Here is a 25,302-nt window from a genome sequence, read left to right on the forward strand (position 1 = left end):
CGTCATCGTGCTGACGCGGTCCGCGTACGTCAAGCAGCTGCGCGCCCTCGCACACCGGTTGGCCTGTGCGAATGCGAGACTGTCGGGCGAACGGGGCAACGGGTGCGGGAGGCACGGAATGGACGAGGCACGGGCGCGGGACGTCCTGGACGCGGCGGACCTGACGGTTCCGGTGAGCGGGGCCGAGCTGCTCGCGCTCGGCGAGAACGCGGTGTTCGCCGTCGCAGGACGGGTCGTCAAGGTCGGCCGGGCCGCCCCCGAACTGCTCGCCAGGGCCCGGCGCGAGCTGGCCGTCGCCGCCTGGCTGGAGCGGGCCGGGATCCCCGCCGTGCGGGCCGCCGAGTCCGAGGCCCGCCTGGTGGACGGACATCCGGTGACGGTCTGGCACCGGCTCCCCGAGGCCGTGCGCCCGGCCGAGCCGCGCGACCTCGGCGCGCTGATCCGCCGGGTGCACGCGCTGGAGGCCCCCTCCGTCGAGCTCCCGCGCCGGGAGCTGCTCGGCGGCGTCGAGCGGTGGCTGCGCCTCGCGGGCGCCGCGATCGACCCGGCCGACGCCGACTACCTGCGCGAACGCAGGGACGGCTTCGCGGCGGCCGCAGCCGCCCTGACGCCCCGTCTGACCCCCGGGCCCATCCACGGCGACGCGCTGCCGCGCAACGTCCTGGTCGGACCGGACGGGCCCGTGCTCGTGGACCTGGAGACCTTCTCCTTCGACCTGCGTGAGCACGACCTCGTGGTCATGGCGCTCTCCCGCGACCGGTACGGACTCGGCCCCGAGGCGTACGACGGGTTCGTGTCGGCGTACGGGTGGGACGTGCGGGAGTGGGAGGGGTGCGGGGTGCTGCGGGGCGCCCGGGAGACGGCAAGCTGCGCGTGGGTCGCGCAGCACGCGCCGACCAATCCCCGGGCGCTCGCCGAATTCCGCCGCCGGGTGGCGTCGCTGCGGGACGGGGACCCGGCAGTGCGCTGGTACCCCTTCTGAGCGGCCCCGTCTGAACGGCCCCTGCTGAGCGGCCCCTGCGGCTAGCGCAGGCGCAGCGGCCACTCGCCGTCGACCACCGCGTCCGCCTTGCCCTTCTTGCGCAGGAAGTTCTGGAAGTCCGCCGCCCAGTCCGCGTACCACTCGATCTGACGGCGGTGGAGCTCCGCCGGGCCGAGGGCCGCGACCTTCGGGTGGCGGTCGGCTATCGCGCACGCGAGCCGGGCCGCGGCCTGCGCGTCGGCGGCGGCGTCGTGGGCGGACTCCAGGGTCACGCCGTACTCCGTGCAGACCGCCTCCAGATTCCGCTTGCCCCGGCGGTAGCGGTCCACCGAGCGGTCGATCGTGTACGGATCGATCACCGGTCCCGGCTCGGCGCCGCCCAGCCGCTCGCGCAGGGACGGCAGCCCGTGCCTGCGGAGCTCGGCGGAGAGCAGACTCAGGTCGAAGACCGCGTTGTACGCGACGACCGGGACGCCCGCCTGCCAGTACGAGGTGAGGACCTCGGCGAGGGCGTCGGCCACCTCGGGGGCGGGCCGGCCCTCGGCGGCGGCCCGCTCGTCCGTGATGCCGTGCACGGCCACCGCCTCGGCCGGGATCGGCACGCCCGGGTCCGCCAGCCAGGTGCGGCGGCCCAGCGTCTCACCGGCCTTGACCTCGATCACCGCCCCGGTGACGATGCGTGCCTCGCTCGGCTCCGTCCCCGTCGTCTCCAGGTCGAAACCGATCAGCAGCTCCTGGTGCCAGCCCATGGCCGCCCCCTTCCTCGTGGTGCTTTCCCCCAGTGACCACCACGATCCCATGGGCCACTGACAATCCGAGGGGCGCATTCCGTTTCCCCTCGCCCTCCCCCTCGTCTTCCCTTCGCCTCCCCCTCGTCTTCCCTTCGCCTTCCCCTCGTCTCCCCTTCGTCTTCCCTTCGCCCGCAACTCACGACACCGGCCGGGAGTCCGCCCACGCCAGCTCGAACTCCTCGCGGTATGTCACGAAAAGGCCCCCCTCGCCCGGATCGCCGGACTTCACCACCCTGCTGCCGCCGCGCAGCACCAGGACCGGCGCCTCCATGCCGCGCGTCCTGCGCAGATAGGACTGGACGACGGCGATGCCGTCCGCGCCGTCCCCGTCCACCAGGTACGCGGTGAAGCGCGGGGTCTCGTCGAAGACCTGGATCTCGAAGGCCCCGGGATCGCGCAGCCGGGCCCTGACCCGGCGCATGTGCAGGATGTTCATCTCGACCGAGCGGCTCAACTCGCCCTTTTTTATGCCCAGTTCCCGCTCCCGGCGCTTGACCGCGCTGCTCGCCGGGTTGATGAAGAGCAGCCGCACCCGGCAGCCGGACTCGGCGAGCCGGACCAGGCGGCGCCCGGAGAAGTTCTGCACGAGGAGGTTGAGGCCTATCCCGATGGCGTCGAGGCGGCGGGCGCCGCCGAAGATGTCCTCGGCGGGGAACTGGCGCAGCAGCCGCACCCGGTCCGAGTGCACCCCCACCACGTCCGCGTACCGGTCGCCGACGAGGTCCTCGACGGCGTCGACGGGCAGCCGTCGCGCGGAGGGGGTGTCGGTGCCCGCGCCGAGGATGTCCAGGAGCCGGGCCGAGGCCCGCTCGGCCTGGGCGAGGACCACCTCGGACAGGGCGCGGTTGCGCGAGACGACGTTGCGGGTGACCTCCAGCTCGTCGAGGGCCAGCTCGACGTCGCGCCGGTCGTCCAGATAGGGCTCGAAGCACGGCCAGTGCTGCACCATCAGCTCGCGCAGCTGCGGGAGCGTGAGGAAACTGAGGATGTTGTCGTCGGCCGGGTCCAGCAGATAGCCCTTGCGGCGGCTCACCTCGCGCACGGCGACCGCCCGCTGGACCCACTCCTGTCCGGCGGGGCCCGCCGCGGCGACGACCCAGTCGTCGGCGTGGACCGGTTCGTAGACGGGACGCAGAACAGCGGCCACGACCGCGCGCAGCCGCTGTTCCACCAGATTCAGCCAGATGTAGGCCCGCCCGGCCCGCTGGGCGCGCGTACGGACCTCGCGCCAGGCGTCGGCGTCCCAGTCCAGTTCGGGTCCGATCTGAGATCCCATCTCCATCGGCCGCGCCAAGGACACCGCTCCGGAGGGTACGTCCGCGGAGCTCCCCTCGTGACCCTCGTCACCAGGGGGCAGCTCCCGACCACCCGAGCTCACCCGCGCACCGCCTTCCGCTCCCCCGGGAAATCCCCCGGACACTCCCCCGGTCAACGATCAAGGAAGGGTACTCCGGGAGCGGCGGGCGGTGCAGCCCGATGGGCAGGGTGGTTTCTCAACCGCCCATCGGGGGCTGGCCGTTCTGGTCGGCCAGGTCCTGCGGAGTGAGCGGGCTCATAGCGGTGACGTCGCGCGCGGCCAGCGAGAAGCCCTGCCAGTGGACCGGCATCGGCTGCTGGTCCTCGTCGCGCGCGATGTGGTGGAAGCCGATGTGCACCCAGGTGACCGGGTGGTCGAGGGTCTGGCCGTTCACCCACTTGTCGACACTCTTCGGCGTCCCGTTGGGGCAGCCGGGGTTGTTGCTCGCGTACTGCTCGCACGCCTTGTACTGGGTGAAGTACACGTCGTGCTTGGTGAAGGGCCGTCCGGCGTGCTTGTTGCTGGGACCGGGCACGATCTCGTACGACCTGGGGTGGCCGTCCTTGTTCTTGCCCGCCGCGCTGACCACGCGCCACCAGCGCATGTCCTTGCGGTCGCCGGCGAGCTCCTTGGTGACCTTGGTGCGGGTGGTCTTGGTGGTGGGGCTGCCGTCGCCGGTGGGCGGGGTGACCTTGGAGTCGTACTGCTCGACCTTGGCCTTGGGCGAGCCGTCCAGGCCGAAGTTGAGCCGCCAGAAGACATTGTGGGCGTGGCTCTCGGCCTTGGCCTGCTGGCCCTTGCCGATCGGCCAGCCGCGGTCGTCGCCGCCGTCGTAGTCGAACGGCGAGAGGCTGCCGGTGGCGCCGACATTGGACGTGATGGTGCCGTCCGAGGAGAACCGCCACTCGGTGATGTACTCGTACCAGGAGGCCTTGTTCACCGTGTAGACCAGCAGGTCCTTGCCCTGGCCCGTGTACAGCTTGCCGTTTCCGCCGGTGGAGGCGTCGTCGTTGAGGCGGTACGCGTGGCCCCGCGCGCGCGTGGTGGCGCACAGGCCCTTCACGTTGCCCCGGTGCGGGACCTTGACGGTCTTGATGGTGCCGCCGGGACACTCGCCGGCGTTCAGGTTCTGCAGGGCCTGGCCGAAGTCGGTGCCGGTGACGTCGTCGTACTCGGCCTGGCCGTCGTCGTAGGGCACGTGCACCTGGGCGAGCCGGGCGCTGGTGAGGACGGGTATGGGCTTGGGCTCGCCCTTCGGCTGGTAGCTGATCTTGTCGAGGATCAGGCCGGAGAGCGTGTTGTAGTGCCAGCACATCCGCCAGGTCGTGCCGCCGTCGACGGTCTGCTCGATCTTGTAGGCGTCGCTGCAGTCGGCTGCGGCGGTGGGCGCGGCCGGCGGGGCGGCCGAGGCGGGTGATGCGGCGGTGAAGGCGCCGCCGAGGAGCGCGGTGACCGCGAGGGCCAGGGTGGCCCGTTTGCGGGCGCGCGAAGCTCTGTTGACGTGCATTGCTGAGTGGACTCCCTCGAACGAGGAGAAGGTGACGTGTGGTGGCGTGCGCGGGCGGCCCGGATCAGCCGAGGCGGCCCACGGTGCGGGTGCTCAGGTCGACGACGAGGGCCCGGGTGTCGATCCACGGACCGTTCTTGACCTTGGTGACGACCTGCAGGCACCGGTTCTTGCCGCACTCGGTGAGACCGGACGGCACGCGCTCGACCGTCTCCTTGCGGAAGACCATGCCGCTCAGCTGCAGCTGCTGCGGTCCGGTCAGTGCCTTGCCCGTGGCGTGCTTGAAGTCCTTCTTCAGGCCCTTGCCGAGCGGGTCGGCGATCAGCAGCCTGGCGCCCTCGGCGAGCTCCTCCTGGCTGGGCGGCGGCTGCACGTTCTGGGTGGTGACCGTGTCATCCACCTTGCCGGTCTCCAGATCGACCGTCTTGGTGATGACGGTGTCCTTCTTGTAGTCGTAGTAGACGACTTCGGCCCGGCGCGGCGCCGCCGCACCGTCGTCGGCCGGCTCCGGCTCGCTGAGGTTCGTGGACAGCAGCTGCGGGCCGCGGTCCCCCTCGACGTCACGCGCGCTGGAGCGCAGCTGGCCGGAGACGGACGCCTTCTCGGCGCGCTCGATCTCCTCGTCGGTCAGCGGGTCGCTGCCGATGCCCTTCGCGCCCTCCTCGGGCGCGGCCTCCACGACGCCGTCCTTCGCGATGGCGTCCTGCTTCGCCGCTGCCGCGTTGGCCTGGCGGTCCCCCGACCCGCCCGGCTCCCCGCCCGGCAGGCTGACGCCGACCAGCACGGCGGTGGCCGCGGCCGCGACCGCCGCGCCCGCCACCACCTTCCCGAGGTGGCGTCTGACTATTTCTCGCACTTACTCCCCCTACTCCCCTGGCGCCCCATTGGTGGGCATACCGAGTATGTGGTCAGACGGTTAGACGGGCTCAACTCCGTAGTGGTTGCCCCACTTTCGGGCAGACTCTGGCCAATGTGGCCCCGAGCCGAGGGGGCGTGAGTGAAGGGTTCTTCTTCATGCAGGTCTGGCCTGGACAGGCGTACCCCTTAGGTGCCTCGTACGACGGAGCCGGTACGAACTTCGCGGTCTTCTCCGAGGCCGCAGAGCGTGTGGAGCTGTGTCTGCTGCACGACGACGGCTCGGAGACGGCCATCGAGCTGCGCGAGTCCGACGCCTTCGTGCGGCACGCGTACCTGCCCGGGATCATGCCGGGGCAGCGCTACGGCTTCCGGGTGCACGGCCCCTACGCCCCGGAGCAGGGCCACCGCTGCAACTCCGCGAAGCTGCTGCTCGACCCCTACGCGCGCGCGGTCAGCGGGCGCATCGACTGGGGGGAGGATGTGTACGGCTACCACTTCGACGAGCCGGACGAGCGCAACGACCTGGACTCGGCGCCGCGGATGATGACGTCGGTCGTGGTCAACCCGTACTTCGACTGGGGCGACGACCGGCCGCCGCGCACCCCGTACCACGAGACGGTGCTCTACGAGGCCCATGTGAAGGGCCTGACCATGCTGCACCCGGACCTGCCGGAGGAGCTGCGCGGGTCGTACGCGGCGCTCGGCCATCCGGCGGTCATCGAGCACCTGACGGAGCTGGGCGTCACCGCGCTGGAGCTGATGCCCGTCCACCAGTTCGTCAACGACCACCGCCTGGTGGACATGGGGCTCAACAACTACTGGGGCTACAACACCATCGGTTTCTTCGCCCCGCACAACGCGTACGCCTCCTGGGGCGACCGGGGCGAGCAGGTCCTGGAGTTCAAGCAGGCCGTCAAGGCGCTGCACGAGGCGAACATCGAGGTGATCCTCGACGTGGTCTACAACCACACGGCCGAGGGCAACCACTTGGGCCCGACCCTCTCCTACAAGGGCCTCGACAACGCCTCGTACTACCGCCTCACGGACGATCCCCGCTACTACATGGACACCACGGGCACCGGCAACTCGCTGCTGATGCGCTCGCCGCACGTCCTCCAAATGATCATGGATTCGCTGCGGCACTGGGTCACGGACATGCACGTGGACGGCTTCCGCTTCGATCTCGCGGCGACGCTGGCCCGGCAGTTCCACGAGGTCGACCGGCTCTCCTCCTTCTTCGACCTGGTGCAGCAGGACCCGGTCGTCAGCCAGGTGAAGCTGATCGCCGAGCCCTGGGACGTGGGCGAGGGCGGCTATCAGGTGGGCAACTTCCCGCCGCTGTGGACCGAGTGGAACGGCATGTACCGCGACACGGTGCGCGACCTGTGGCGCGGCGAGCAGCGCACCCTCGCGGAGTTCGCCTCCCGCCTCACCGGCTCGTCCGACCTCTACCAGGACGACGGGCGGCGCCCGCTCGCCTCGATCAACTTCACGACCTGCCACGACGGCTTCACCCTGCACGACCTCGTCTCGTACAACGAGAAGCACAACGAGGACAACGGAGAGGACAACCAGGACGGCGAGAGCCACAACCGCTCCTGGAACTGCGGCGCCGAGGGCGAGACGGACGATCCGGACGTCCTGGCCCTGCGGGCCCGGCAGATGCGGAACTTCACCGCCACCCTGATGCTCTCCCAGGGCGTGCCGATGCTCAGCCACGGGGACGAGTTCGCGCGCACCCAGGGCGGCAACAACAACGCCTACTGCCAGGACAACGAACTGGCGTGGGTGCACTGGCCGGACGGTGAGAACGCGCTGCTGGCCTTCACCCGCACGATGGCGATGCTGCGGCGCGACCACCCGGTCTTCCGCAGGCGCCGCTTCTTCCACGGCCGGCCGGTCCAGGGCACGCACGACGAGCTGTCGGACATCGCGTGGTTCACCCCGGAGGGCGAGGAGATGGAGCCGCGCGACTGGGGCGCCGCGCAGGCGCGGGCGCTGAGCGTGTTCCTGAACGGCAACGCCATCTCGGAGCCGAGTCCGCGCGGCGAGCGCATCTCGGACGACTCGTTCCTGCTGATGTTCAACGCGTCGCCGGAGCCCCTGGAGTTCGTGGTGCCGGTCAACCACGGCCGCCAGTGGCAGCTCGTGGTCGACACGGCGCACGAGGACGGGGTGCCGCCGGAGCCGGGCCCCAAGGTGCGGGCCGGCGACCGGATCACGCTGACCGACCGGAGCCTTGCGGTGCTGCAGCGTCCGGCGTGACGGCGGGGCGGGTCGGCCCGGCCCCGCGGGCCGGGCCGCGGGGTTCGGCGCGGGGCGGCTGGTGGCGGGCGATCAGGGCGATCACGAACGCCACCGCCGCGGCCGCGCTGCCGAGGGCGAACGCCGCCCCCGCGCCGTGCGACTCCGCGAGCCGCCCCGCCACCGCGAGCGTCACCGCCTGCCCGCCGACGAAGGCGCTCGCGGCGAACGTCATGCCCTCGGCGAGCCGCTGCGGCGGCACGGCACGCTCGGTCAGCGCGAAGCCGGTGATGAGGTTCGGGGCGTAGATCGCGCCGAAGAACGTGACCACTACGTAGAGACCCACCAGGCTGTCGGTCCACACCAGGGGCAGCGAGAGGAGCGCCGCGGCCGCCGTCGCCACGCGCCAGCGCGCGAGCAGCCCGAAGCGCTCGGGCAGCGCGGCCATGGAGAGCCCCACCACGGCGCTCATCACGCCCATCGCCGCGTACACGAGCCCGGCCTGCCCCGGCTGCCCCAGCTCGTCGGTCAGCGCGGTGATGCCCGCCCCGCAGGCGCCGAGCAGCACACCGAGGAAGAGCAGGCCGACGCGCACCACGTACACCGAGCGCGGCAGGCGCGGACGCTCCTCCCGCGCGCGCGGCCCGGCGGCGGGGGCGGCCCTGGGGGTGCGTCCCGTCGGGTGCAGCGCGAAGGCCGTGCCGCAGCAGGCGACCAGGAGCGCGGCCGTCAGGAAGGCGTACGCCGGGTGGACCGCGACCGCCGCGAGGCCGACCAGGGCGGGGCCGAGCACGAAGGACAGCTCGTCCATGGTGCTCTCCAGGGAGAGCACGGTCCCCACCAGCCGGTCGTCGCCGCCCCGGGCGCGCACCAGCGGGACGACCCGGGCCCTGGCCAGCGGGCCGATGCCGGGGATCGTCGCGCCCGCGAGGGCGCCGAGCGCCAGGAGCGCGGGCGTGGGCAGGTCCGCGAGGGCCCCCAGGGTGTACGCCGTGATCGCCACGGCGTTGGCGAGCGAGAAGGCGAGGACCACCCGGCGCTGGCCGTGCCGGTCGGCCAGCCGGCCGACGAAGGGGCCGGCCGTCACCTGGCCGAGCGCGAGCGCGCAGGCGACGATCCCGCCGGTGGCCAGGGACCCGCTCGTCTCGGTCACCAGCAGCACGCTGCCGAACTGGATCATGGCCACGGGGAGTCTGCCGAAGAACGACACGACGGGCAGCGGCGCCCCCGTCATCCGGATCACCCTGCGGTACGCGTCCCGCGTGTTCTCAGCCATCGTCCGACGCTAACGACGTCGTAGAGCGGACACGCATGAGTCGATGGCACGAAAGCCGCCCAGGCGGGTACGTACGTTCGCATGACGCGCATGACGCCGGAGCGCCCCGGGCCCGCGGTCCCCCCGCCCCCCACGGCGACCTACCGGCTCCAACTGCAGCCGGACTTCCCCTTCGTTGCCGCCGAGGCGGCCGTCCCCTACCTGGCCTCGCTCGGCGTCTCCCACCTGCACCTGTCCCCGGTCCTCGAGGCGGTGCCCGGGTCCACGCACGGCTACGACGTGGTGGACCACGCGCGCGTGCGGGGCGAGCTGGGCGGCGAGGAGGGGCTGCGGTCCCTGTCCCGCGCCGCCCGCGCCGCGGGGCTCGGCCTGGTGGTGGACATCGTGCCCAACCACATGGCGGCCGTGCCCCGGTACAACCACGCGCTGTGGGAGGTGCTGCGCGAGGGCCCGCGGTCGCCGTACGCGCGCTGGTTCGACATCGACTGGGCGGCGGGCGGCGGGCGCGTCCTGCTGCCCTTCCTCGGCGGCAGGATCGGGGACCAGACCGGGCAGTTACGGGTCGACGGCGACACCCTGCGCTATCACGAGCACGCGTTCCCGTTGCGGGACGGCACCGCGGGGCTGCCGCTCCCCGAGCTCCTGGACGCCCAGTGGTACCGCCTGTCGTGGTGGCGGCTCGCCCGCACCGAGCTCAACTACCGGCGGTTCTTCACCATCTCGGACCTCATCGGGGTGCGTGTCGAGGACCCGGACGTCTTCGCCGCGACCCACGGGAAGATCCTCGAACTGCTGCGCGACGGCGTCGTCGAGGGCCTGCGCATCGACCATCCCGACGGCCTCGCGGACCCGGGCGCCTATCTGCGGCGGCTGCACGAGGCGACGGGCGGGCGCTGGACGGTCGTCGAGAAGATCCTCGCCGACGGCGAGCGGCTGCCCGCGGCCTGGCCGGTGGCGGGCACCACCGGGTACGACGCGCTGCGCCACGTCGACGGCGTCCTCACCGACCCCGCGGGCGCGGGGGAACTGCTCGGCCAGTACCGGCGCTTCGCCGCGCCGCCGTCGGACCGGGGCGGCGACTGGGACGCGACGGTGCGCCGGGCCGCGTACAAGGTCGTCACCCGCGAGCTGGCCGCCGAGGTCGAGCGGCTCACGCGCGCGGCGACCGCGATCTGCGCGGCCGACCCCGACCTGCGCGACCACGCGCCGTGGGCGCTGCGCACCGCGCTGCGGGAACTGCTCGTGCGGCTGCCCGTCTACCGGCCCTACGTCTCCGGCGGCGACGCCCCCGAGACGGTGCTCACCGCCCGCGCGGCCGACGAGGCCCGAGCGGCCTTCGGGGTGCCCGAGGAGGCCGAGGCGGTGGATGTCGTACGGGACTTGGCGCTCGGGCGGTACGCGGGCGCCCAGGACCCCGCGGAGGGCCCCGGGGAGTACTCCGGGGAGGCGCCGCGGACCTCGCGGGCCGTGGCGGAGTTCCGGGCGCGGTTCGCGCAGACCTCGTCCGCGCTGCGCGCCAAGGCCGTCGAGGACACCGCGTTCTACCGGCACGCGCCGCTCCTGTCGGCGGCGGAGGTGGGCGGCGCGCCGGAGCGGCCCGCGGTGACCGTGGCGGACTTCCACGCGTACTGCGCGCGCGTGCAGCGCGACTGGCCGTACTCGGGGACCGTCCTGACGACCCACGACACCAAGCGCAGCGCCGACGTGCGGGCCGGGATCTCCGTCCTGACGCAGTGCCCCGGGCGGTGGGCGGACCTCCTGGTGGAGCTCACCGAGCAGACCACGCGCGCGGGGGGCACCTGCGCGCCCGACCCCCAACTGGCCTGGGCCGCCTGGCAGACGTCGGTCGGCTTCGGCTTCCCCTACGACACACGGCTGCAGAACGCGCTCCTCAAGCATGTGCGCGAGGCGGGTCTGCACACGAGCTGGACCGAGCCCGACGAGGCGTACGAGAAGGCGGTCGCCGCGTTCGTGGACGCGGGCCCGTGCGGGCCGCCGCTGTACGCGGTGGCGTCCTTCGTGCGGGACCTGGCGGAGCACGTGCGGGCGAACGTCCTGGGGGCGGCGCTGCTGCAGCTGACGATGCCCGGGGTGCCGGACCTCTACCAGGGCACGGAGGGCGAGTACCGGGCGCTGGTCGACCCGGACAACCGGCGGCCCGTGCGCTTCCAGCCGCACGTCCTGGAGCGGCTCGACACGCAGCGCGAACGCTGGGACCTCTCGGAGGAGAAGCTGGCGCTGACCGCGGCGGCGCTGCGGCTGCGCGGGCGGCGCCCCGAGCTGTTCGGGGGCACGGCGACCTACGAGCCGCTGACCGCCGAAGGGCCCGGCGCCGCGCACTGCGTGGCGTTCGCCCGCTCCGGCGAGGTGGTGGCGGCGGCGACCCGGCTGTCGCTGCGGCTGGCCGACGCGGGCGGCTGGCGGGAGACGGCGCTGACGCTGCCGCCGGGCCGGTGGGCCGACCTGCTCGCTCCGGAGCGGGAGTTCACGGGCCACACGCGCGTGGCGGAGCTCTTCGGCGCCGTCCCGGTGGCCCTCCTGGCACGGGTCGCGGCGCCCGACGGCGCGCCGCTCACCGGGGACGGACGAGCAGCACCCGCGGCCCCCGGGTCAGCAGCCCCTGGGGAGCCGGTCTGAAGCCGGGCGCCCAGCGCAGCCCCGGCAGGGCGTCGAGCAGCGCGTGCAGGCCGTACGCGGCCACGCGCCCCGCGAGCTCGGCGCCCAGGCAGGAGTGGCGGCCCGCGCCGAACGCGAGGTGTCCCGGGCCCCCGCGCAGGACGTCGTAGCGGTCGGGGTCGGGGAAGCGCGCGGGGTCCCGGCCCGCGGCACCGACGAGGCACGCCACGACCGCGCCCGCGGGCAGTGAGGTGCCCGCCACGACGACCGGGCGGACCGCGCGGCGCAGCACGACGGGCGCGGGCGGATCGCGGCGCAGCGACTCCGCCCACGCCGCGGGCACCAGGCCGGGCCGCGCCCGGACCAGCTCCAGTTGGTCCGGGTGGTCGAGGAGGTTCGCGAGGAACGAGGCGAGGGCGAGCGCGGTGGTCTCGCCGCCGCCGCCGAGCAGCGACCCCACGAGACCGGTCACGGCCTCGTCGGACAGGGGCCGCCCCGCGACCTCGGCCGTGCACAGCACCGACAGCAGGTCGTCGCCGGGGCGGGCCCGCCGCCGGGCCAGGTGGGGGCGGAGCCGGGCGTCCAGCTCGTGGTGGTGGCCGCCGAGGTGGGTGAGCCCGTCGCGGCACCACTGCTGGACGCGGGCGGTGTCCTCGTAGGGCAGTCCGAGCGCGGCCACGACCGCGGCGGTCGGCAGCCACTGGCAGAACTCGGCGACGAGGTCGGCCTCCCGGCGGGCGGCGAGCCGGTGGGCGAGGACGTGGGCGGTGCGGGAGGCGCCCGCGGCCAGGGCGGCGACGGCCCGCCCGCGCAGGCCGGGGTCGACCAGGTCGCGGTGGGCGCGGTGGGTGGCGCCCTCCAGGTGCGCGAGGGTCCGCCCGGGCGGCACCGCGTGCAGCGCGGGCCGGGCGAGGGCGGCGCGCACGTCCCCGTACCGGCTCACCAGCCATGCCCCGAGCAGGTCGTCGCGCACCAGCGGATGTCTCTCCCGGAGCGCCCGGAAGGCGGGGTAGGGGTCCCGGGCGGCGCCGGGCGAGAAGAGGCTGGGGGGTGCGGGGCGGGGCGGCGCCCACCGGGCCGGGCCCGGCGGGGGCGCGACCCGCGCGGGGGGCTCGGGCGCGGGACCCGTCGGCGCCGCCGCCGCGGCGCGCACGGCCTCGGCGGGGGCGCCCGGGGTGGCGGAGCGGCGCTCCGCAGCGCGTTCCGGGACGGCTGTGCCAGCTGTGCCAGTCAGGGGGTACGTCGTCGTGACGGATATCGGACCGTCGGGCGGGACGGGGACGCAGCGCACCGCGGGGCTCCCACCTGTGCGTCGGGCGCGGCGAGCGGCCGCGCGGGTGTGTCCAAGCCGACCACCGCGCGGGCCGCACCGCAGGCCGCGTACGGCCGTTCGAGTGAGGGCGGCCCGGCGTTCGCGTCCTTGACACCTCTCCCCACGCGTGGCGTACTGCGATTGCCTCGGTGGCGGACCGGACGGGGGGCCAACTGGCGGTGCAGCACTATCCCAGTGTTCCTGAATTGGTCTTCTCCGCACGTCAACTGGCCGCCCACCGGCCCGATCTCGGCACTCTTCGCGAGGTGGGCTCCTCGCGCGCGGGGCGGCCGTTGCACCTGCTGTCGGTGGGGCGCTCCCCGCACGCGGTCCTGGTCGTCGCCGGCGCGCACGCCAACGAGCCGGCCGGCGGCTCGACGCTGCTGCACCTCGCCGAGCTGACCCTGCGCGACGCGCGCCTGCGCAGCGACGCCTCCTGGCACTTCCTGCTGTGCGCGGACCCGGACGGCGCGAGCCTGCACCGCACGCCCGCGCCCCGCACGCTCCTGGACTACCACCGCAACTTCTTCCGCCCGGCGGGCCCCGAGCAGCCCGAGTGGTCGCCCTCCGTGCTGCCGCCCGACCGGCTGCCGCCGGAGACGCGCGCGCTGACCGGCGTCATCGACGAGCTGCGGCCCTACCTCCAGGTGTCCCTGCACGGCACGGACCTGGGCGGCAGCTGGGTCCAGCTGACGAAGGACATCCCCGGGCTCGCGGAGCCCTTCGCCAAGTCGGCGGCCGAGCTGCACATCCCGGTGGAGACGGGCGCGTCGGACGCCGCGGGCTGGCCGGTCTCCGGCCCCGGCGTGCACGTGCTGCCGGGCCCCGGCGTCGAGGCGGCCTACCCGAGCCTGCCCGAGGACGCCCGGCTCACCACCTGGCACCACGCCCACCGCTACGGCGGGCGCACCGCGATCGTCGAGGTGCCGATGTGGGCGAGCGACCTGGTCGACGATCCGGCGACGCATCCGGCGCCGGTGCGGGCCATGCGGGCGCTCGCGGGGCGGCTGCGGCACGACGCGCGGCTCGTGGAGGAGATCCTGGGCGAGGCGCTGCCGCGCCTCTCCGGTCCGGAGGGGCCGCTGTTGCGGGCGGCGCGCTGGGCGCTCGCGCTGGTGCCCGGCCTCGCCGACGACTGGCGCAGGCTGCCGCCCGCGGGCACGTCGATGGCGTACATCGGCAGCGTCGACGCGTTCGGCAGGCGGCTGCCGCTGCGGGCCGCCGCGATGCTGCTGCGGGTCCTGGACGAGGCGGGCGACCGGGCGGCGCCGCGCCTGGACCGGCTGGTGACGCAGTGGAGCGAGGCGTTCGCCGAGCGGTTCAGGGCGCGCTGGGTGCCGTTGGAGGACCAGGTGGAGCACCAGTCGCGCACGACGGTCGCGGCCGCGGTGCACGCGCGCGTGCAGGCCGATCTGGACCGCGGCCGCGGCCTCGGGTGAGCGGACCCGGCGCGGCGGTCCGCCGCCTCGGAGGGTCAGTGCACGGCGAGGCGGAACGCCATCCGGCCGAAGCTCACCAGGTCGCCGTCCCGGACGAGTGCGGCGCCGATGACGCGGCGGCCGTTCACGGACGTGCCGTTGGTCGAGCCGAGGTCGCGCAGCACCCACAGGCCGCCCTGGCGCCGCAGCTCGGCGTGCACCCGCGAGACGGTGTCGTGGCTGAGGCGCAGGCCGCTCGCGGGGTCGCGGCCGATCCGCAGCGGGTAGGGGCTGTCCGGCGAGGGCAGCAACAGCTTGGGGAGCCGCTCGGCCTGCCAGGCCCTGCGCAGCTTCATGGTGAATCCGGAGACCGCGCCGACACCGTCGAGCACCCGGCGCGACCAACGGCCCTCGGTCCGCAGGTCGGCGGTGAGAGCGGCCAGTTCGTCGGGTTCCCTGGCGGCGAGCACGAGTTCCATGCGCACCAGGAACGTGTCGTGCGAGAGCCTGCCGACGGCCGCGCCCTCCCTGAGTGCGTCCAGCGCCCGGTCGCGCTCGGCGTCCGTCACCCGCGCGGGGTGGGTGGAGAACTCGAAAGAGGATGTCACCAGGCGATTGTCGGGCACCCTCGCCCCGGGTGTCCAGATCGGGCGGTTCGGCGGCCGATCGTCGGCTTCCCCCTACGCGGCAACGGCTTCTGACGCACCATGGGACGCAGGGATGACGGGCGGTCGGGCGGACGGCGGACGAGGGGGAAGCGTCGGTGAGGTTCGAAGTGTGGGCGCCGGAGGCCGAGCGGGTCGAGCTGGAGTGCGCGGGCTCCGCGCACGCGTTGCGGCGCGACAGGGACCGCGCGGGGTGGTGGACGGCCGAGGCCCCGGCCGAGGACGGGACGCGGTACGGCTTCTCGGTGGACGGCGGCCCGGTCCTGCCCGACCCGCGCTCGCGACGCCAGCCCGAAGGGCCCGACGGGCGCAGCGCCGTCGTCGACCACGAGCGGTACGCGTGGCGCACGCCCTGGGCGGGGCGCGGCGTGCGGGACGCCGTCCTGTACGAGCTGCACGTGGGGACGTACACCCGCGAGGGCACCCTGGACGCGGCGGCCGACCGGCTCGGGCACCTCGCGGAGCTGGGCGTCACCCACGTCGAGCTGATGCCGCTCTGCCCCTTTCCCGGGCAGTGGGGCTGGGGTTACGAGGGGGTGTCGCTGTGGGCGGTGCACGAGCCGTACGGCGGGCCCGAGGCGCTGAAGCGCTTCGTCGACGCGGCGCACGCGCACGGGCTCGGGGTCCTTCTGGACGTCGTGCACAACCATCTCGGCCCGTCCGGCAACCATCTGCCCGCGTTCGGCCCGTACTTCACGGACACCCACCAGACGCCCTGGGGGTCCGCGGTCAACCTGGACGCGCCCGGCTCGGACGAGGTGCGCGCGTACCTGATCGGCAGCGCGCTCGCCTGGCTGCGCGACTACCGCATCGACGGCCTGCGGCTCGACGCGGTGCACGCGCTGCGGGACACGCGCGCGTGCCACTTCCTGGAGGAACTCTCCACGGCCGTCGACGCGCTGGCCGCCGAGCTCGGCAGGCCGCTGTCCCTGATCGCCGAGTCGGACCTCGGCGATCCGCGGCTGGTCACCCCCCGCGCGCACGGCGGCCTGGGGCTGCAGGCGCAGTGGAACGACGACTTCCACCATGCGCTGCACACCGCGCTCACCGGCGAGTCCCAGGGCTATTACGCGGACTTCGCGCGGGCCCCGCTGGCCGCTCTCGCCAAGACGCTGACGCGCGGGTTCTTCCACGACGGGACGTACTCGTCGTTCCGCGGGCGCGCCCACGGCCGGCCGGTGGACCGGGCGCGGACGTCCGCGTACCGCTTCCTGGGGTACGCGCAGACGCACGACCAGATCGGCAACCGCGCGCAGGGCGACCGGCTCGCGGCGTCCCTCTCCCCCGGGCTGCTCGCCTGCGCCGCCGTGCTGACGCTGACCGGCCCGTTCACGCCGATGCTGTTCATGGGCGAGGAGTGGGGCGCCCGCACGCCCTGGCAGTTCTTCACCGACCACACCGACGCCGGGCTCGCGGACGCCGTGCGCCGGGGCAGGCGGCGGGAGTTCGCGGCGCACGGGTGGGCCGAGGAGGACATCCCCGATCCGCAGGACCACGGCACCCGCGAACGGTCCTGCCTGGACTGGTCCGAGCCCGGCGGCGGCCACCACGCGCGGCTGCTCGCCTGGCACCGCGAGCTGATCGCCCTGCGGCGCTCCCGCGGCGACCTCACCGACCCCGACCTGGCGGCGGTGCGGGTCGCCTTCGACGAGGGGGCCCGCTGGTTCGCGTTCCGGCGCGGGGACCTGCGGATCGCCGTGAACTTCGGCAAGGAGGCCGTCTCCGTGGCGCTGGACGGCCGCCACGCGCGCGTGCTCGCCGCGTGGGAGCCGGTCACCGCGCCCGGCGCGGACGGGGTGGTGCGGCTGCCCGCGGAGTCGTGCGTGATCCTGGCGACCGCCTAGGGGATCGCGGAGACAATCCTGGCCACCGCCTAGGAGGGGCATCGCAAGGAGACCCCTGGGCGGTGTCGGCCTGGAGGGGTCGGCGTCATCCCGTCATGGGCCTGCGCGCCGGGGGGGGGAACGCCTTGGTCTCAGCCGACGATCGCCATCTCGCGGGCGGTGGCGTTGAGCCGCCGCCCGCCCTCGTCGGTGACCGTCACGATGTCCTCGATGCGCACGCCGAAGCGTCCCGGCAGATAGATGCCGGGCTCCACGGAGAAGCACATGCCCGGCACGAGCGGCTGCTCCTCGCCCTCGATCATGTAGGGCGGTTCGTGGGTGGTGACGCCGATGCCGTGGCCGGTGCGGTGGATGAACCGCTCGCCGTAGCCGAACTCGGTGATCACCTCGCGGGCCGCGCGGTCGATGTCCTGGCAGGCCGCGCCGGGCCGCACCGCGGCGCAGCCCGCCGCCTGGGCCTCGCGCACCACGTCGTGCACGCGCTGCTCCTCGGCGGTCGGCTCGCCGACGTGGACCGTGCGGGAGGTGTCCGAGCCGTAGCCGTGCAGCAGGCCGCCGAAGTCGAGGACGACCATGTCGCCGTGCTCGATGACGCGCTCGCCCGCCTCGTGGTGGGGGTTGGCGCCGTTGGGACCCGAGCCGACGACGGTGAAGTCCACCTGCTCGTGCCCGAACCGCCGCAGCAGGTCCGCCAGATCACCGGCGACGTCCGTCTCCTTGCGGCCCGCGAAGGGCACCTGCTGGATCTCCTCGTACGCCGCGTCGGCCGCCGCGCCCGCCGCCGCGAGGCGCTCCAGCTCGGCGTGGTCCTTGACGGCGCGGAGCATCGGCAGCGCCCGGGTCAGCGAGACGTAGGAGGTGTCGGGCAGTGCCTGCTGGAAGCCGAGCAGGTGCATCGCCCAGGCGTTGTCGCTCACGCCGAAGCGGCCCGTGGCGTCCAGCAGCGGGGCGGTGACCGCGTAGGGGTCCTTGCCGTCGGTCCAGTCGCGCAGGGTCAGCGCGGGCGCGCCCGCGGCCCGCGCGGCGTCCGGGGCCTCCAGGGTGGGCACGACCAGGACGGGCTCGCGGCCCGCGGCCAGCACGAGGACGGTCAGGCGCTCGGTGATCGCGGTCGGCCGGTAGCCGGTGAGCCACACGAGGTCGGGGCCCGGGGCGACGAGGACGCCCGCCAGGCCCGCGTCCGCGGCCGTGGCGGCGGCGCGCTCCATGCGGGCCTTGTAGTCGTCGGCGGTGAAGGGCGCGGGCGCGCTGCTCATGAGGACCTCCTGGTGTCTACGCCAGCATCCTGCCCGCACCGGTGCCCGCCCGCGAACCCGGCCCCGCCGGGGCGTGCGGCGCGGGTCAGGTCACCACACCGGGCCGGACCGTCAGGAGCTGCCGGCCGCCGCCCTCGTGGCGCACCGTCAGGGTGACCTCCTTGCCGGGGCGTGCGGCGCCGACCGCCGAGGCGAGGCCGGTCGCCGAGGCGACTCGTGTCCCGCCGAACCGGAGGAGGGTGTCGCCGCGGACGAGGCCTGCGGTGTGGCCGGGGCCCGGGATGTGCACGCCGGTCAGCAGGGCGCCCGCGTCCCCGGGGGCGTCCACGGCCTCGACGCCGAGGGTCGCGGTGCGGGTCGGGGGCGGGAGCGGGGCCGGGTGCGCTTCCGTGCCCACACCTCTGCCCGCGCCTGTGCCTGTGCCCGTGCCGGTGGCCGGGTCCGGGGCGATCGGCCGGCTTGGGGCCGGTTGCCCGGGCGCGGAGGGCTGCGGGGCGGGGGCGGCCGTCCCGCCCCGCGGGGCGTCCTGCCGCAGCTCGGCGAGCTTGCTCATGCCGATGACGGTGGCGCTCACCGTGCCGAGGCCGACGCCCGACAACAGCAGGAGCGCGGCGCCCAGCAGTCCGAGCAGCAGGGTCGTCGGGCGTCTGCCGCGGCGCCGCGCGGCGTGCGGGCGGTGGCTCCCGCCCGGCGAAGGCCCTCCGGGCCGCTTCCCGGGGCGCCGTCCCGCACGGGCTCCGCCGAGGAGGGCGAAGAGCTGTCCGACGCGCTGTGCCGTGCGCCGGCCGAGTCCCCCTCGGGGGGCCGGGCCCGTGCTCCGGCCGCCGTGCCGGCCCGGCATCGGCTTGGGACGCAACGTGGTCTGATCCATGGCTCGCCTCCGGCCACAGCTCTACCCGGAGTGACCCCGCGCCGACGCCTCACGAACGGGTGACGTCCAGCTGTGCGGTCAGCGTCGCCGCGGGCCCGCGCAGGGTGCCCGCGTGGAGCAGCTCCGTGCGGTGCACGACGCGGGGCTCCGTCAGCGGTACCGCCACCGCCCCCGGTGCCTGCTCGGCGACCGCGCGCGGCAGCAGCGCCAGGCCGTGGCCCGCGGCGGCCAGCATCATGAGGGTCCGCAGGTCCGTGCCGTCGTAGCGCAGGGCGGGCCGGAAGCCCGACGTGCCGCTCGCCGACCGGAGTTGGGCCAGCGGCAGCCCGGCGCCCGGGGCGTCCAGCCAGCGGGCGTCCACGAGGTCGCCCAGGCGCAGCCCCGTGCGGCGGGCCAGCGGATGCCGCTCGGGCAGCAGGACGGCGACGGGGTCCTCCGCGATGCCGCGGGCGGTCAGCGGCGCGACGTCGGGCAGCGGCAGCGGGTCGCTCGGGGCCGCGAGCCCGTCCACCAGGCCCAGCTCGGCGGTGCCGGTCGCGACGGCCGCGGGGATCTCGTCGCGGGGCAGCACGGTCAGGGTGACGCCCGCCGGGGGCAGCGCGTCGACCGTACGGCGGGTGAGGGCGGTCGGGGTGGCCGCGAGCGTCAGGCCCTGCTCGGGGGCGGCGGCCATGCGGACGACCTCGGCGCGGGCCGCGTCCAGGCGCAGGAGCAGCGGGCCCGCGTGTTCCAGGAGGCGCGTGCCCGCCGGGGTGGGCGCGACGGGGCGGCGGGTGAGCAGGGCGGCGCCGAGGTCCTGCTCCAGGGCGGCGATGTGCTGGGAGACGGCGGACTGGGTGTAGCCGAGCTCGCGGGCGGCCGCGGAGAACGAGGCGAGACGGGCCACCGTCACGAACGTGCGCAGGAGGTGCGGATCCATGTCCATCAGCATCCCGCACGACATCAGGAATGCTGATGGAGGGTGCAGATTTCATCGTTGGACGTGAACCACGGTGCGCGCCCAGGATGATCGACATGACCGAGACGACGCAGCACCCGCCCGCCCCCGAAGCCCGCACCGCCCGGGACCGGGCGGACTCCCCCCGGCGCACGGCAGACTCCCCCGGCGGCACGGCGGACTCCTCCAGCGGCACGGCGGACTCCCCCGCACGCCCGAAGACCCCCGCCACCGTGCCCACCAAGCCCCTCTCCTCCCCGCCCCTCTCCCCGTCCCCCCTCTCCCCCTCCCTTCTCTCCCCCTCGCCCCTTTCCCCCTTGCCTCCTTCCGTCCTGCCTGCTTCCGGCTCGTCCTCTTCCCCCGTGGCCCGCATCGCCCTCGTCGGCGACCGCTCCCCGAACGTCACCTCCCACACCCGCGTCCCGCTCCTCCTGGACGCCCTCGCCACCCAGGACCACCTCGTCCTCGACGCGTACTGGATCCCGACCGAGGACGCCGCGGAGCCGGACGCGGTGCGTGGCTTCGACGCCGTGTGGGTGCTGCCGGGCAGCCCCTACCGCAGCGAGGCGGGCGCGCTCGCCGCGATCCGCACCGCGCGCGAGGACGGCGTGCCCTTCCTCGGCACCTGCGGCGGCTTCCAGCACACGCTCCTGGAGTTCGCCCGGCACGTCTGCGGCCTGACCCATGTCGCGCACGCCGAGAACGACCCCGACGCCGACGACCTGCTCATCGCGCCGCTCGCCTGCTCCCTGGTCGGGCACGAGGGAGCGGTGACCATCGCCCCCGGCTCGCTCGCCGAGTCGGTGGTCGGCGCGCGCAGGTCCATCGAGCGCTACCACTGCTCCTACGGGCCAGCCGCCCACCTCGACACGCTGCGCGCCCACGGGCTCCGCCTCACGGGCGAGGACGAGGAGGGCCAGGCCCGGATCGCCGAATTGCCCGGCCACCCCTTCTTCCTGGCCACCCTCTTCCAGCCCGAACTCGCCGGCGACGGCACGCGGCCGCACCCCATCGTGCGGGCCCTGGCCCGAGCCGCCGTGGAGCACGCGCAGACGTCCGCCCGACCGTCGGCCTGACCCGGCGCCCTACCCGGCGATCCGTCCGTCGTGCCCCCCGTGGCCGCCGTGCCCGGCGCCGTGGTCGAACGCGAGGGCCTCCTTCGGCAGGACGACGAAGGGCCGCATCATGCCCATGTCCTCGTGCTCAAGGAAGTGGCAGTGGTACATGAAGCGGCCGTACGCCCCGTCGAACCGGCCCATGACGCGCAGCAGTTGGCCGCCGGGCACCCGGAAGACGTCCTTCCAGCCGCGCTCGTTCGGCGCCAGGGGTATCGGGCGCGTCGGGTCGGCGGTGATCGGGGCCCGGGTGCCGCCGATCGCGGTGTCGAAGCCCGAGACGTCGTACGCGTCCCGGCCCAGGAGCTGGAAGTCCGCCAGGTGGATGTGCATGGGGTGGGTCACCGGCGGGTTCACCGCGAGGTTCAGGAAGCTCCACTGTTCGTGGCTGCCCTCGGCGATGGTGATGCCCAGGCCGTCGTTGAACGTGCGGGCGGTCCTGCGGTACGTGGTGACCTTGCCGTCCGCGCCGCGCAGCTGGATGATGCCCTCGGCCGGGACCCGGAGGTCACCGGGCTCGTCCACCGCGGCCATCTCCCAGATCTCGGGGTGTCCGCCACCGCCCTTGGTGGCGGGCGGGGTGAGCACGATCAGCCGGTGGCCGTGCTCGACGTCGTGCGTGAGCGGGCGGAACGAACCCGAGAGGACCTCGGGCAGTTCGAAGGTGTCCGGCTCGGCGCACTCGCCCACCCGGAACTCCATGACCTGCGGATAGCGCACGTCGTTCGGCACGTCGGGCACGCCGGGGGCCTGGGCACGCCCCTTGTTGACCAGGCGCAGCCGCTGCCCGGCCAGCCCCCGGAAGTCGAGCAGCAGGTCCATGCGCTCGGCGGGCGCGACGGTGAGGGTCGGCAGGGCACCCTCGAAGTCGACCGGCACGGGGCGGGGCAGGAGGCCGCCGTCGCTGCCGATCTGGTGCAGCACGCCGCGCACGGGGTGGTCGTCCTCGTCCAGCAGGACCAGGTCGTAGATGCGCGCGTTCGACGCGTTGACCAGGCGGAAGCGGTACCAGGCCGCGGCCACTTCGGCGTAGGGCCAGATGCGGCCGTTGACCGTGGTGTACGGGCCGGTGAAGGGCAGGGACACGGGCTTGCCCGTCTCCGCGTTCTCCGGGTCGACGACGGTGGTCTTGTGCAGCAGGCGTCCGTTCAGCCGGTCGTCGCCCTCGTCCGTGTCCAGATTGCGGTCGGCGATGAGCAGCGGGATCTCCCGCTCGCCGCAGGGCAGTTGGAGGGCGTCCTCCTCGTCGTCCCGGACCAGGTAGGTGCCGTAGAGGCCCGCCATCACGTTCCACCGGGTGATGTTCATGGCGTGGTCGTGGTACCACCACTGGACCGCCTGGTGGTCGTTCGGATACTCGGAGAGCTGGGCGTCGCCGTACCCCACGGCGTTGTCCGCCCAGCCGTCGTTGCCGCCGCCGGTCTGCGCGCCGTGCAGGTGCGTCACCGACCAGGCGGGCAGGGCCGCCACGTCCTTGTTCGGCTCGACGCCGGCGCGGCCGGGCTCGGTGCTGGGCGGCGGGTCCTTGCGCGGGTCGCCGAGCGGGACCTCGACGGCCGTGACGGGATACTCGCCGTCCGGGATGCGGTTGGTCCAGGCGATGCGGACCCGCTGCCCGCGCCGCACCTCGATGGTGGGGCCGGGCACCGAGCCGTCGTACCCCCACATCAGGGTCGGCGGCAGCTGCGGGTGCAGCCGCACCCAGGTCGGCCGCAGCGCGATCTCGGTCTCCTCGCGCACGTCCGCGGAGTAGGGCCGCAGGACGGGCGGGACGGTCAACGGGGCGAGGAACGGCGTCAGTTCACCGTCGAAACCCGCCTTATGTGCCGCCCTCGCCGCCGCCGCGGCGCCCGCCGTCCCCGCCTCCCCGGCGGGCCCCGCGGGCTCGGCGCTATCAGTGTCAGTGGTTCCGGAATGGGCCTCAATGATGTCGGTCAAGATCGAACACCCCCGTGTTCATCCCCCGTGGCGCGGCCGGTCGCGGCCGCCTTCACTTCAGAAGACTCCCGGCGTCCCCGCGGAGTTCCACGAATCCAGCATTCCGGATGAAACCCCCCGAACGGGGCCCTCCGGATACCGTCCCCGGCGCCCGGTCCGGCAGGAAACCGTGGGCGCGCCTGGCCAGGTCGTGTGCGCCGTAACGGCGGCAGCCCCGGTGCCAGTTCACGATGCCCGCCATCCAGTTCCGCAGGTCGGCGACGTAGCCGTCCAGCGCCGCGCGCCCCTCCCGCGACAGCGCGAAGTCGTCGTACAGGACGGGGAACTCGTGGGCGGCGACGTGCTCGAACTGCTCCATGCGCTGCGTCGTCAGGTCGTGGACGACACGCAGGGCCGCCGGGTAGTCGCAGCCGAAGAAGTTCTGCACGACCAGGATGCCGTTGTGGATCTCGCCCTCGTACTCGATCTCCTTCTGGTACGAGAAGATGTCGTTGACGAGCATGCCGTAGTCGACGGCCGCGTTCTCCAGGGAGCGGACCGGGCCGCTGCGGTAGATCTCGGGCGGCACCGCGGGGCCGTGCCCCATCCGGCACAGGCTCATCGTGAGGTCGGCGCCGAAGGTGGCCCGGCGCATCTCCAGGTAGTCGACCGGGTCGGGGATGCGGTGGTGCAGCTGGTTGAGGATCTCCCACACCCAGCTCTCCGTCATGACGTCCACGGACTGCCGCAGGGTCCGGCGCTGCTCGGCGGTCATCTCGCGGGAGGTGCGGTTCCACAGGTCGACGAGGCCGCGCTCCATGGCGTTCGCCGGCGCCGGGGGCGCCTCGCCCTCCAGCGGCATGCACGCCGAGAGCCGCTCCGTGCACAGGCGGGCGGCGGCGAGATCGCGGCGCTGTCCGAAGACGAGCGGGTAGTAGTCGTCGCCGTAGGTGCCCCAGGCCAGCCACTGCGCGCTCAGGTCGAGGGACTCCTGCGTGCCGTCCGGGTCGATGCCCGCCGAGCACAGCGGGAGGTCGTACGCGTCGAGCTTGTCCTCGTCCCAGACGCCCTCCGCCAGGATGCCCGTCGCGTGCGCCCAGCCGGCGAGCCGCTGCCGGGCCACGTCCAGGCCCGGGTTGAGCCTGAGTTCGAACGGCATGCGCAGGTCCGGCACCCGGGAGGGGCCGACCTTCTGGAAGGGCACGTGGGTGAAGGCCCGCATGCGCTCCGGCCCCGCCGACGCGAGCAGGGCGCGCACGTCGGCACCCGCGGTGCCGAGGCCGGTGGGCCCGGCGAGCGGTGCGGCGTCGAGCGCGCCCGCGTTCATGTACCGGCTGGAGCGCAGGTGCCACTCGTGGCCGCCGGACTGCCAGTCCTCCAGGCCCCGCGCGTAGGCCGCGATCGCCGCGAGTTCGGGCGGGGCGAGACCTTTCTCCAGCGCGAGGGCGGGCACTTCGGTGGCCGCCGTGTGCTCGAACTGGTGCAGCCGTGAGGTCAGCACGTCGTTGACGAGGTCGGCCGCCTGCTGGGTGCCGCAGCCGAAGAAGGTCTCCAGGACCAGCACCCCGTTGCTGAGCTCGCCCTCCTCCTGGACCTCGCGCTGGTACGAGAACAGGTCGTTCCGCAGGTGGACGGCGTCGGAGAAGGTCTCCATGAGCACCCGGAGCGGTCTGGAACCGGCGACGGACGCGGGCACCTCGGCGGTCGCGTACTCGATCAGGCCCGCGGACCAGGGGGCGCCCCCCACCTTGCGGCGCATCTCGATGTACTCGACGGGGTTGGCGACCCGCCCTTCGTTGATGTTGGACAGCTCCCACATCGACTCGTTGAGCAGGTGCTCGGTCGACTCCGCGAACCGGCGCCGCCAGTCCACGGACATCGCGGGCACCGTCCGGGCCCAGAGGTCGGCGAGACCCGCCTCCACGGGGTTGCGCGGCTCGGGCACCGGGGCGAAGACGTCCATCGGCATGAACAGGGGCAGGCGCTCCAGGTGGGCCTTGCCCGCCGCCCGGTCCTGGGTGCGTTTGTACATGTCCAGGAAGTGGTCGTCGAAGAAGAAGACCCACACGTACCAGTCGGTGATCAGCGACAGCGCGGGGCCGTCGCAGTCGGGGTGGGTGTACGCGCACAACAGGCCGTAGTCGTGCGCGTCGAGGTCGCTCTGCTCCCAGATGCCGGACCCTTCCAGCATGCCCATGTCGCGCGCCCACCGCGCGGAGTGCGCGCGGGCCTCCTCCAGGTGCGGGTTGAGGCGGGCGCGGTACGGCATGTAGAAGTGCGGCAGTTCGAACGGCTGCGTCATGGCCCCGGCACTACCCGGGGCTCCCGGCAGCCATCCACGCGGGGGCCGATGATCGCACCATCGCGTGAATCGGGGCGCGCCGAAGCGTGCCGCG

18 protein-coding genes are annotated in these 25,302 nt (G+C 74.1%); 6 read left to right on the top strand and 12 right to left on the bottom strand.

Annotated features, from left to right (window positions below):
- Positions 1-118: 118 nt before the first annotated feature.
- The gene (locus tag ACFYXE_RS24715; protein ID WP_389315735.1) at positions 119-982 is read left to right on the top strand and encodes a phosphotransferase enzyme family protein; all 864 of its coding nucleotides are present in this window, start codon (positions 119-121) and stop codon (positions 980-982) included.
- Positions 983-1,023: 41 nt separating this feature from the next.
- Here the strand turns inward: ACFYXE_RS24715 and ACFYXE_RS24720 are convergent, their stop codons facing one another.
- The 4 genes from ACFYXE_RS24720 to ACFYXE_RS24735 all read right to left on the bottom strand — a co-directional run bounded on the left by ACFYXE_RS24720 (position 1,024) and on the right by ACFYXE_RS24735 (position 5,433).
- Positions 1,024-1,731, bottom strand: coding sequence for a 3'-5' exonuclease (locus ACFYXE_RS24720; protein ID WP_389315737.1), 708 nt, complete (start codon positions 1,729-1,731; stop codon positions 1,024-1,026).
- Positions 1,732-1,909: 178 nt separating this feature from the next.
- Complete coding sequence (locus ACFYXE_RS24725; RefSeq protein ID WP_361171997.1) at positions 1,910-3,151, bottom strand: SAV2148 family HEPN domain-containing protein; 1,242 nt, start codon at positions 3,149-3,151, stop codon at positions 1,910-1,912.
- A gap of 115 nt (positions 3,152-3,266) precedes the next feature.
- The gene (locus ACFYXE_RS24730) at positions 3,267-4,577 is read right to left on the bottom strand and encodes a copper amine oxidase (protein ID WP_389315740.1); all 1,311 of its coding nucleotides are present in this window, start codon (positions 4,575-4,577) and stop codon (positions 3,267-3,269) included.
- 64 nt (positions 4,578-4,641) lie between these two features.
- Positions 4,642-5,433, bottom strand: a complete 792-nt coding sequence (locus ACFYXE_RS24735; protein WP_389315742.1) for a Tat pathway signal sequence domain protein — start codon at positions 5,431-5,433, stop codon at positions 4,642-4,644.
- Positions 5,434-5,591: 158 nt separating this feature from the next.
- Here ACFYXE_RS24735 and glgX point away from each other — a divergent pair, with 158 nt between their 5' ends.
- The gene (gene glgX / locus ACFYXE_RS24740; protein ID WP_389315744.1) at positions 5,592-7,700 is read left to right on the top strand and encodes a glycogen debranching protein GlgX; all 2,109 of its coding nucleotides are present in this window, start codon (positions 5,592-5,594) and stop codon (positions 7,698-7,700) included.
- On the opposite strand, the gene ACFYXE_RS24745 is transcribed toward glgX, so the two are convergent.
- Complete coding sequence (locus tag ACFYXE_RS24745) at positions 7,654-8,955, bottom strand: MFS transporter (RefSeq protein WP_389315746.1); 1,302 nt, start codon at positions 8,953-8,955, stop codon at positions 7,654-7,656. The two genes, glgX and ACFYXE_RS24745, sit on opposite strands and share 47 nt — an antisense overlap.
- Positions 8,956-9,045: 90 nt before the next feature.
- Between ACFYXE_RS24745 and treY the strand changes: the two genes are divergently transcribed.
- A complete protein-coding gene (gene treY / locus ACFYXE_RS24750) occupies positions 9,046-11,592 on the top strand; it encodes a malto-oligosyltrehalose synthase (protein WP_389316262.1) in 2,547 nt (848 codons plus the stop codon).
- Here the strand turns inward: treY and ACFYXE_RS24755 are convergent.
- Positions 11,528-12,544, bottom strand: coding sequence for a cytochrome P450 (locus tag ACFYXE_RS24755; RefSeq protein ID WP_389315748.1), 1,017 nt, complete (start codon positions 12,542-12,544; stop codon positions 11,528-11,530). The genes treY and ACFYXE_RS24755 overlap by 65 nt on opposite strands.
- Before the next feature lie 488 nt (positions 12,545-13,032).
- Between ACFYXE_RS24755 and ACFYXE_RS24760 the strand changes: the two genes are divergently transcribed.
- Entirely contained in the window at positions 13,033-14,322 is a 1,290-nt protein-coding gene (locus ACFYXE_RS24760) for a M14 family zinc carboxypeptidase (protein WP_361176248.1), read from the top strand.
- A gap of 35 nt (positions 14,323-14,357) precedes the next feature.
- On the opposite strand, the gene ACFYXE_RS24765 is transcribed toward ACFYXE_RS24760, so the two are convergent.
- Positions 14,358-14,909, bottom strand: a complete 552-nt coding sequence (locus ACFYXE_RS24765; RefSeq protein WP_361176246.1) for a DUF1707 and FHA domain-containing protein — start codon at positions 14,907-14,909, stop codon at positions 14,358-14,360.
- 155 nt (positions 14,910-15,064) lie between these two features.
- On the opposite strand from ACFYXE_RS24765, the gene treZ reads away from it, so the two are divergent.
- The gene (treZ, locus tag ACFYXE_RS24770) at positions 15,065-16,810 is read left to right on the top strand and encodes a malto-oligosyltrehalose trehalohydrolase (RefSeq protein ID WP_389315750.1); all 1,746 of its coding nucleotides are present in this window, start codon (positions 15,065-15,067) and stop codon (positions 16,808-16,810) included.
- Positions 16,811-16,941: 131 nt separating this feature from the next.
- Here treZ and ACFYXE_RS24775 read toward each other — a convergent pair whose 3' ends face one another.
- From ACFYXE_RS24775 to ACFYXE_RS24785, 3 genes are all read right to left on the bottom strand, one after another.
- Positions 16,942-18,066 carry a M24 family metallopeptidase gene (locus ACFYXE_RS24775; RefSeq protein WP_389315753.1) on the bottom strand — a complete coding sequence of 375 codons (1,125 nt, stop codon included), beginning with the start codon at positions 18,064-18,066 and terminating at the stop codon, positions 16,942-16,944.
- A gap of 85 nt (positions 18,067-18,151) precedes the next feature.
- Positions 18,152-18,937 carry a PDZ domain-containing protein gene (locus tag ACFYXE_RS24780; RefSeq protein ID WP_389315755.1) on the bottom strand — a complete coding sequence of 262 codons (786 nt, stop codon included), beginning with the start codon at positions 18,935-18,937 and terminating at the stop codon, positions 18,152-18,154.
- 49 nt (positions 18,938-18,986) lie between these two features.
- Positions 18,987-19,856 carry a LysR family transcriptional regulator gene (locus tag ACFYXE_RS24785; RefSeq protein ID WP_389315757.1) on the bottom strand — a complete coding sequence of 290 codons (870 nt, stop codon included), beginning with the start codon at positions 19,854-19,856 and terminating at the stop codon, positions 18,987-18,989.
- Positions 19,857-20,206: 350 nt separating this feature from the next.
- On the opposite strand from ACFYXE_RS24785, the gene ACFYXE_RS24790 reads away from it, so the two are divergent.
- Positions 20,207-20,950 carry a hypothetical protein gene (locus tag ACFYXE_RS24790; RefSeq protein ID WP_389316264.1) on the top strand — a complete coding sequence of 248 codons (744 nt, stop codon included), beginning with the start codon at positions 20,207-20,209 and terminating at the stop codon, positions 20,948-20,950.
- A gap of 9 nt (positions 20,951-20,959) precedes the next feature.
- On the opposite strand, the gene phsA is transcribed toward ACFYXE_RS24790, so the two are convergent.
- Both phsA and cyc2 read right to left on the bottom strand, forming a co-directional pair.
- Positions 20,960-22,789 carry an O-aminophenol oxidase PhsA gene (gene phsA, locus ACFYXE_RS24795; RefSeq protein ID WP_389316266.1) on the bottom strand — a complete coding sequence of 610 codons (1,830 nt, stop codon included), beginning with the start codon at positions 22,787-22,789 and terminating at the stop codon, positions 20,960-20,962.
- Positions 22,790-22,979: 190 nt separating this feature from the next.
- The gene (gene cyc2 / locus ACFYXE_RS24800; RefSeq protein ID WP_389315759.1) at positions 22,980-25,208 is read right to left on the bottom strand and encodes a germacradienol/geosmin synthase Cyc2; all 2,229 of its coding nucleotides are present in this window, start codon (positions 25,206-25,208) and stop codon (positions 22,980-22,982) included.
- Between the last annotated feature and the right edge of the window lie 94 nt (positions 25,209-25,302).

It is taken from the genome of Streptomyces sp. NPDC002564, from assembly GCF_042889645.1.
In the GTDB taxonomy this organism is placed as follows: Bacteria; Actinomycetota; Actinomycetes; order Streptomycetales; family Streptomycetaceae; genus Streptomyces.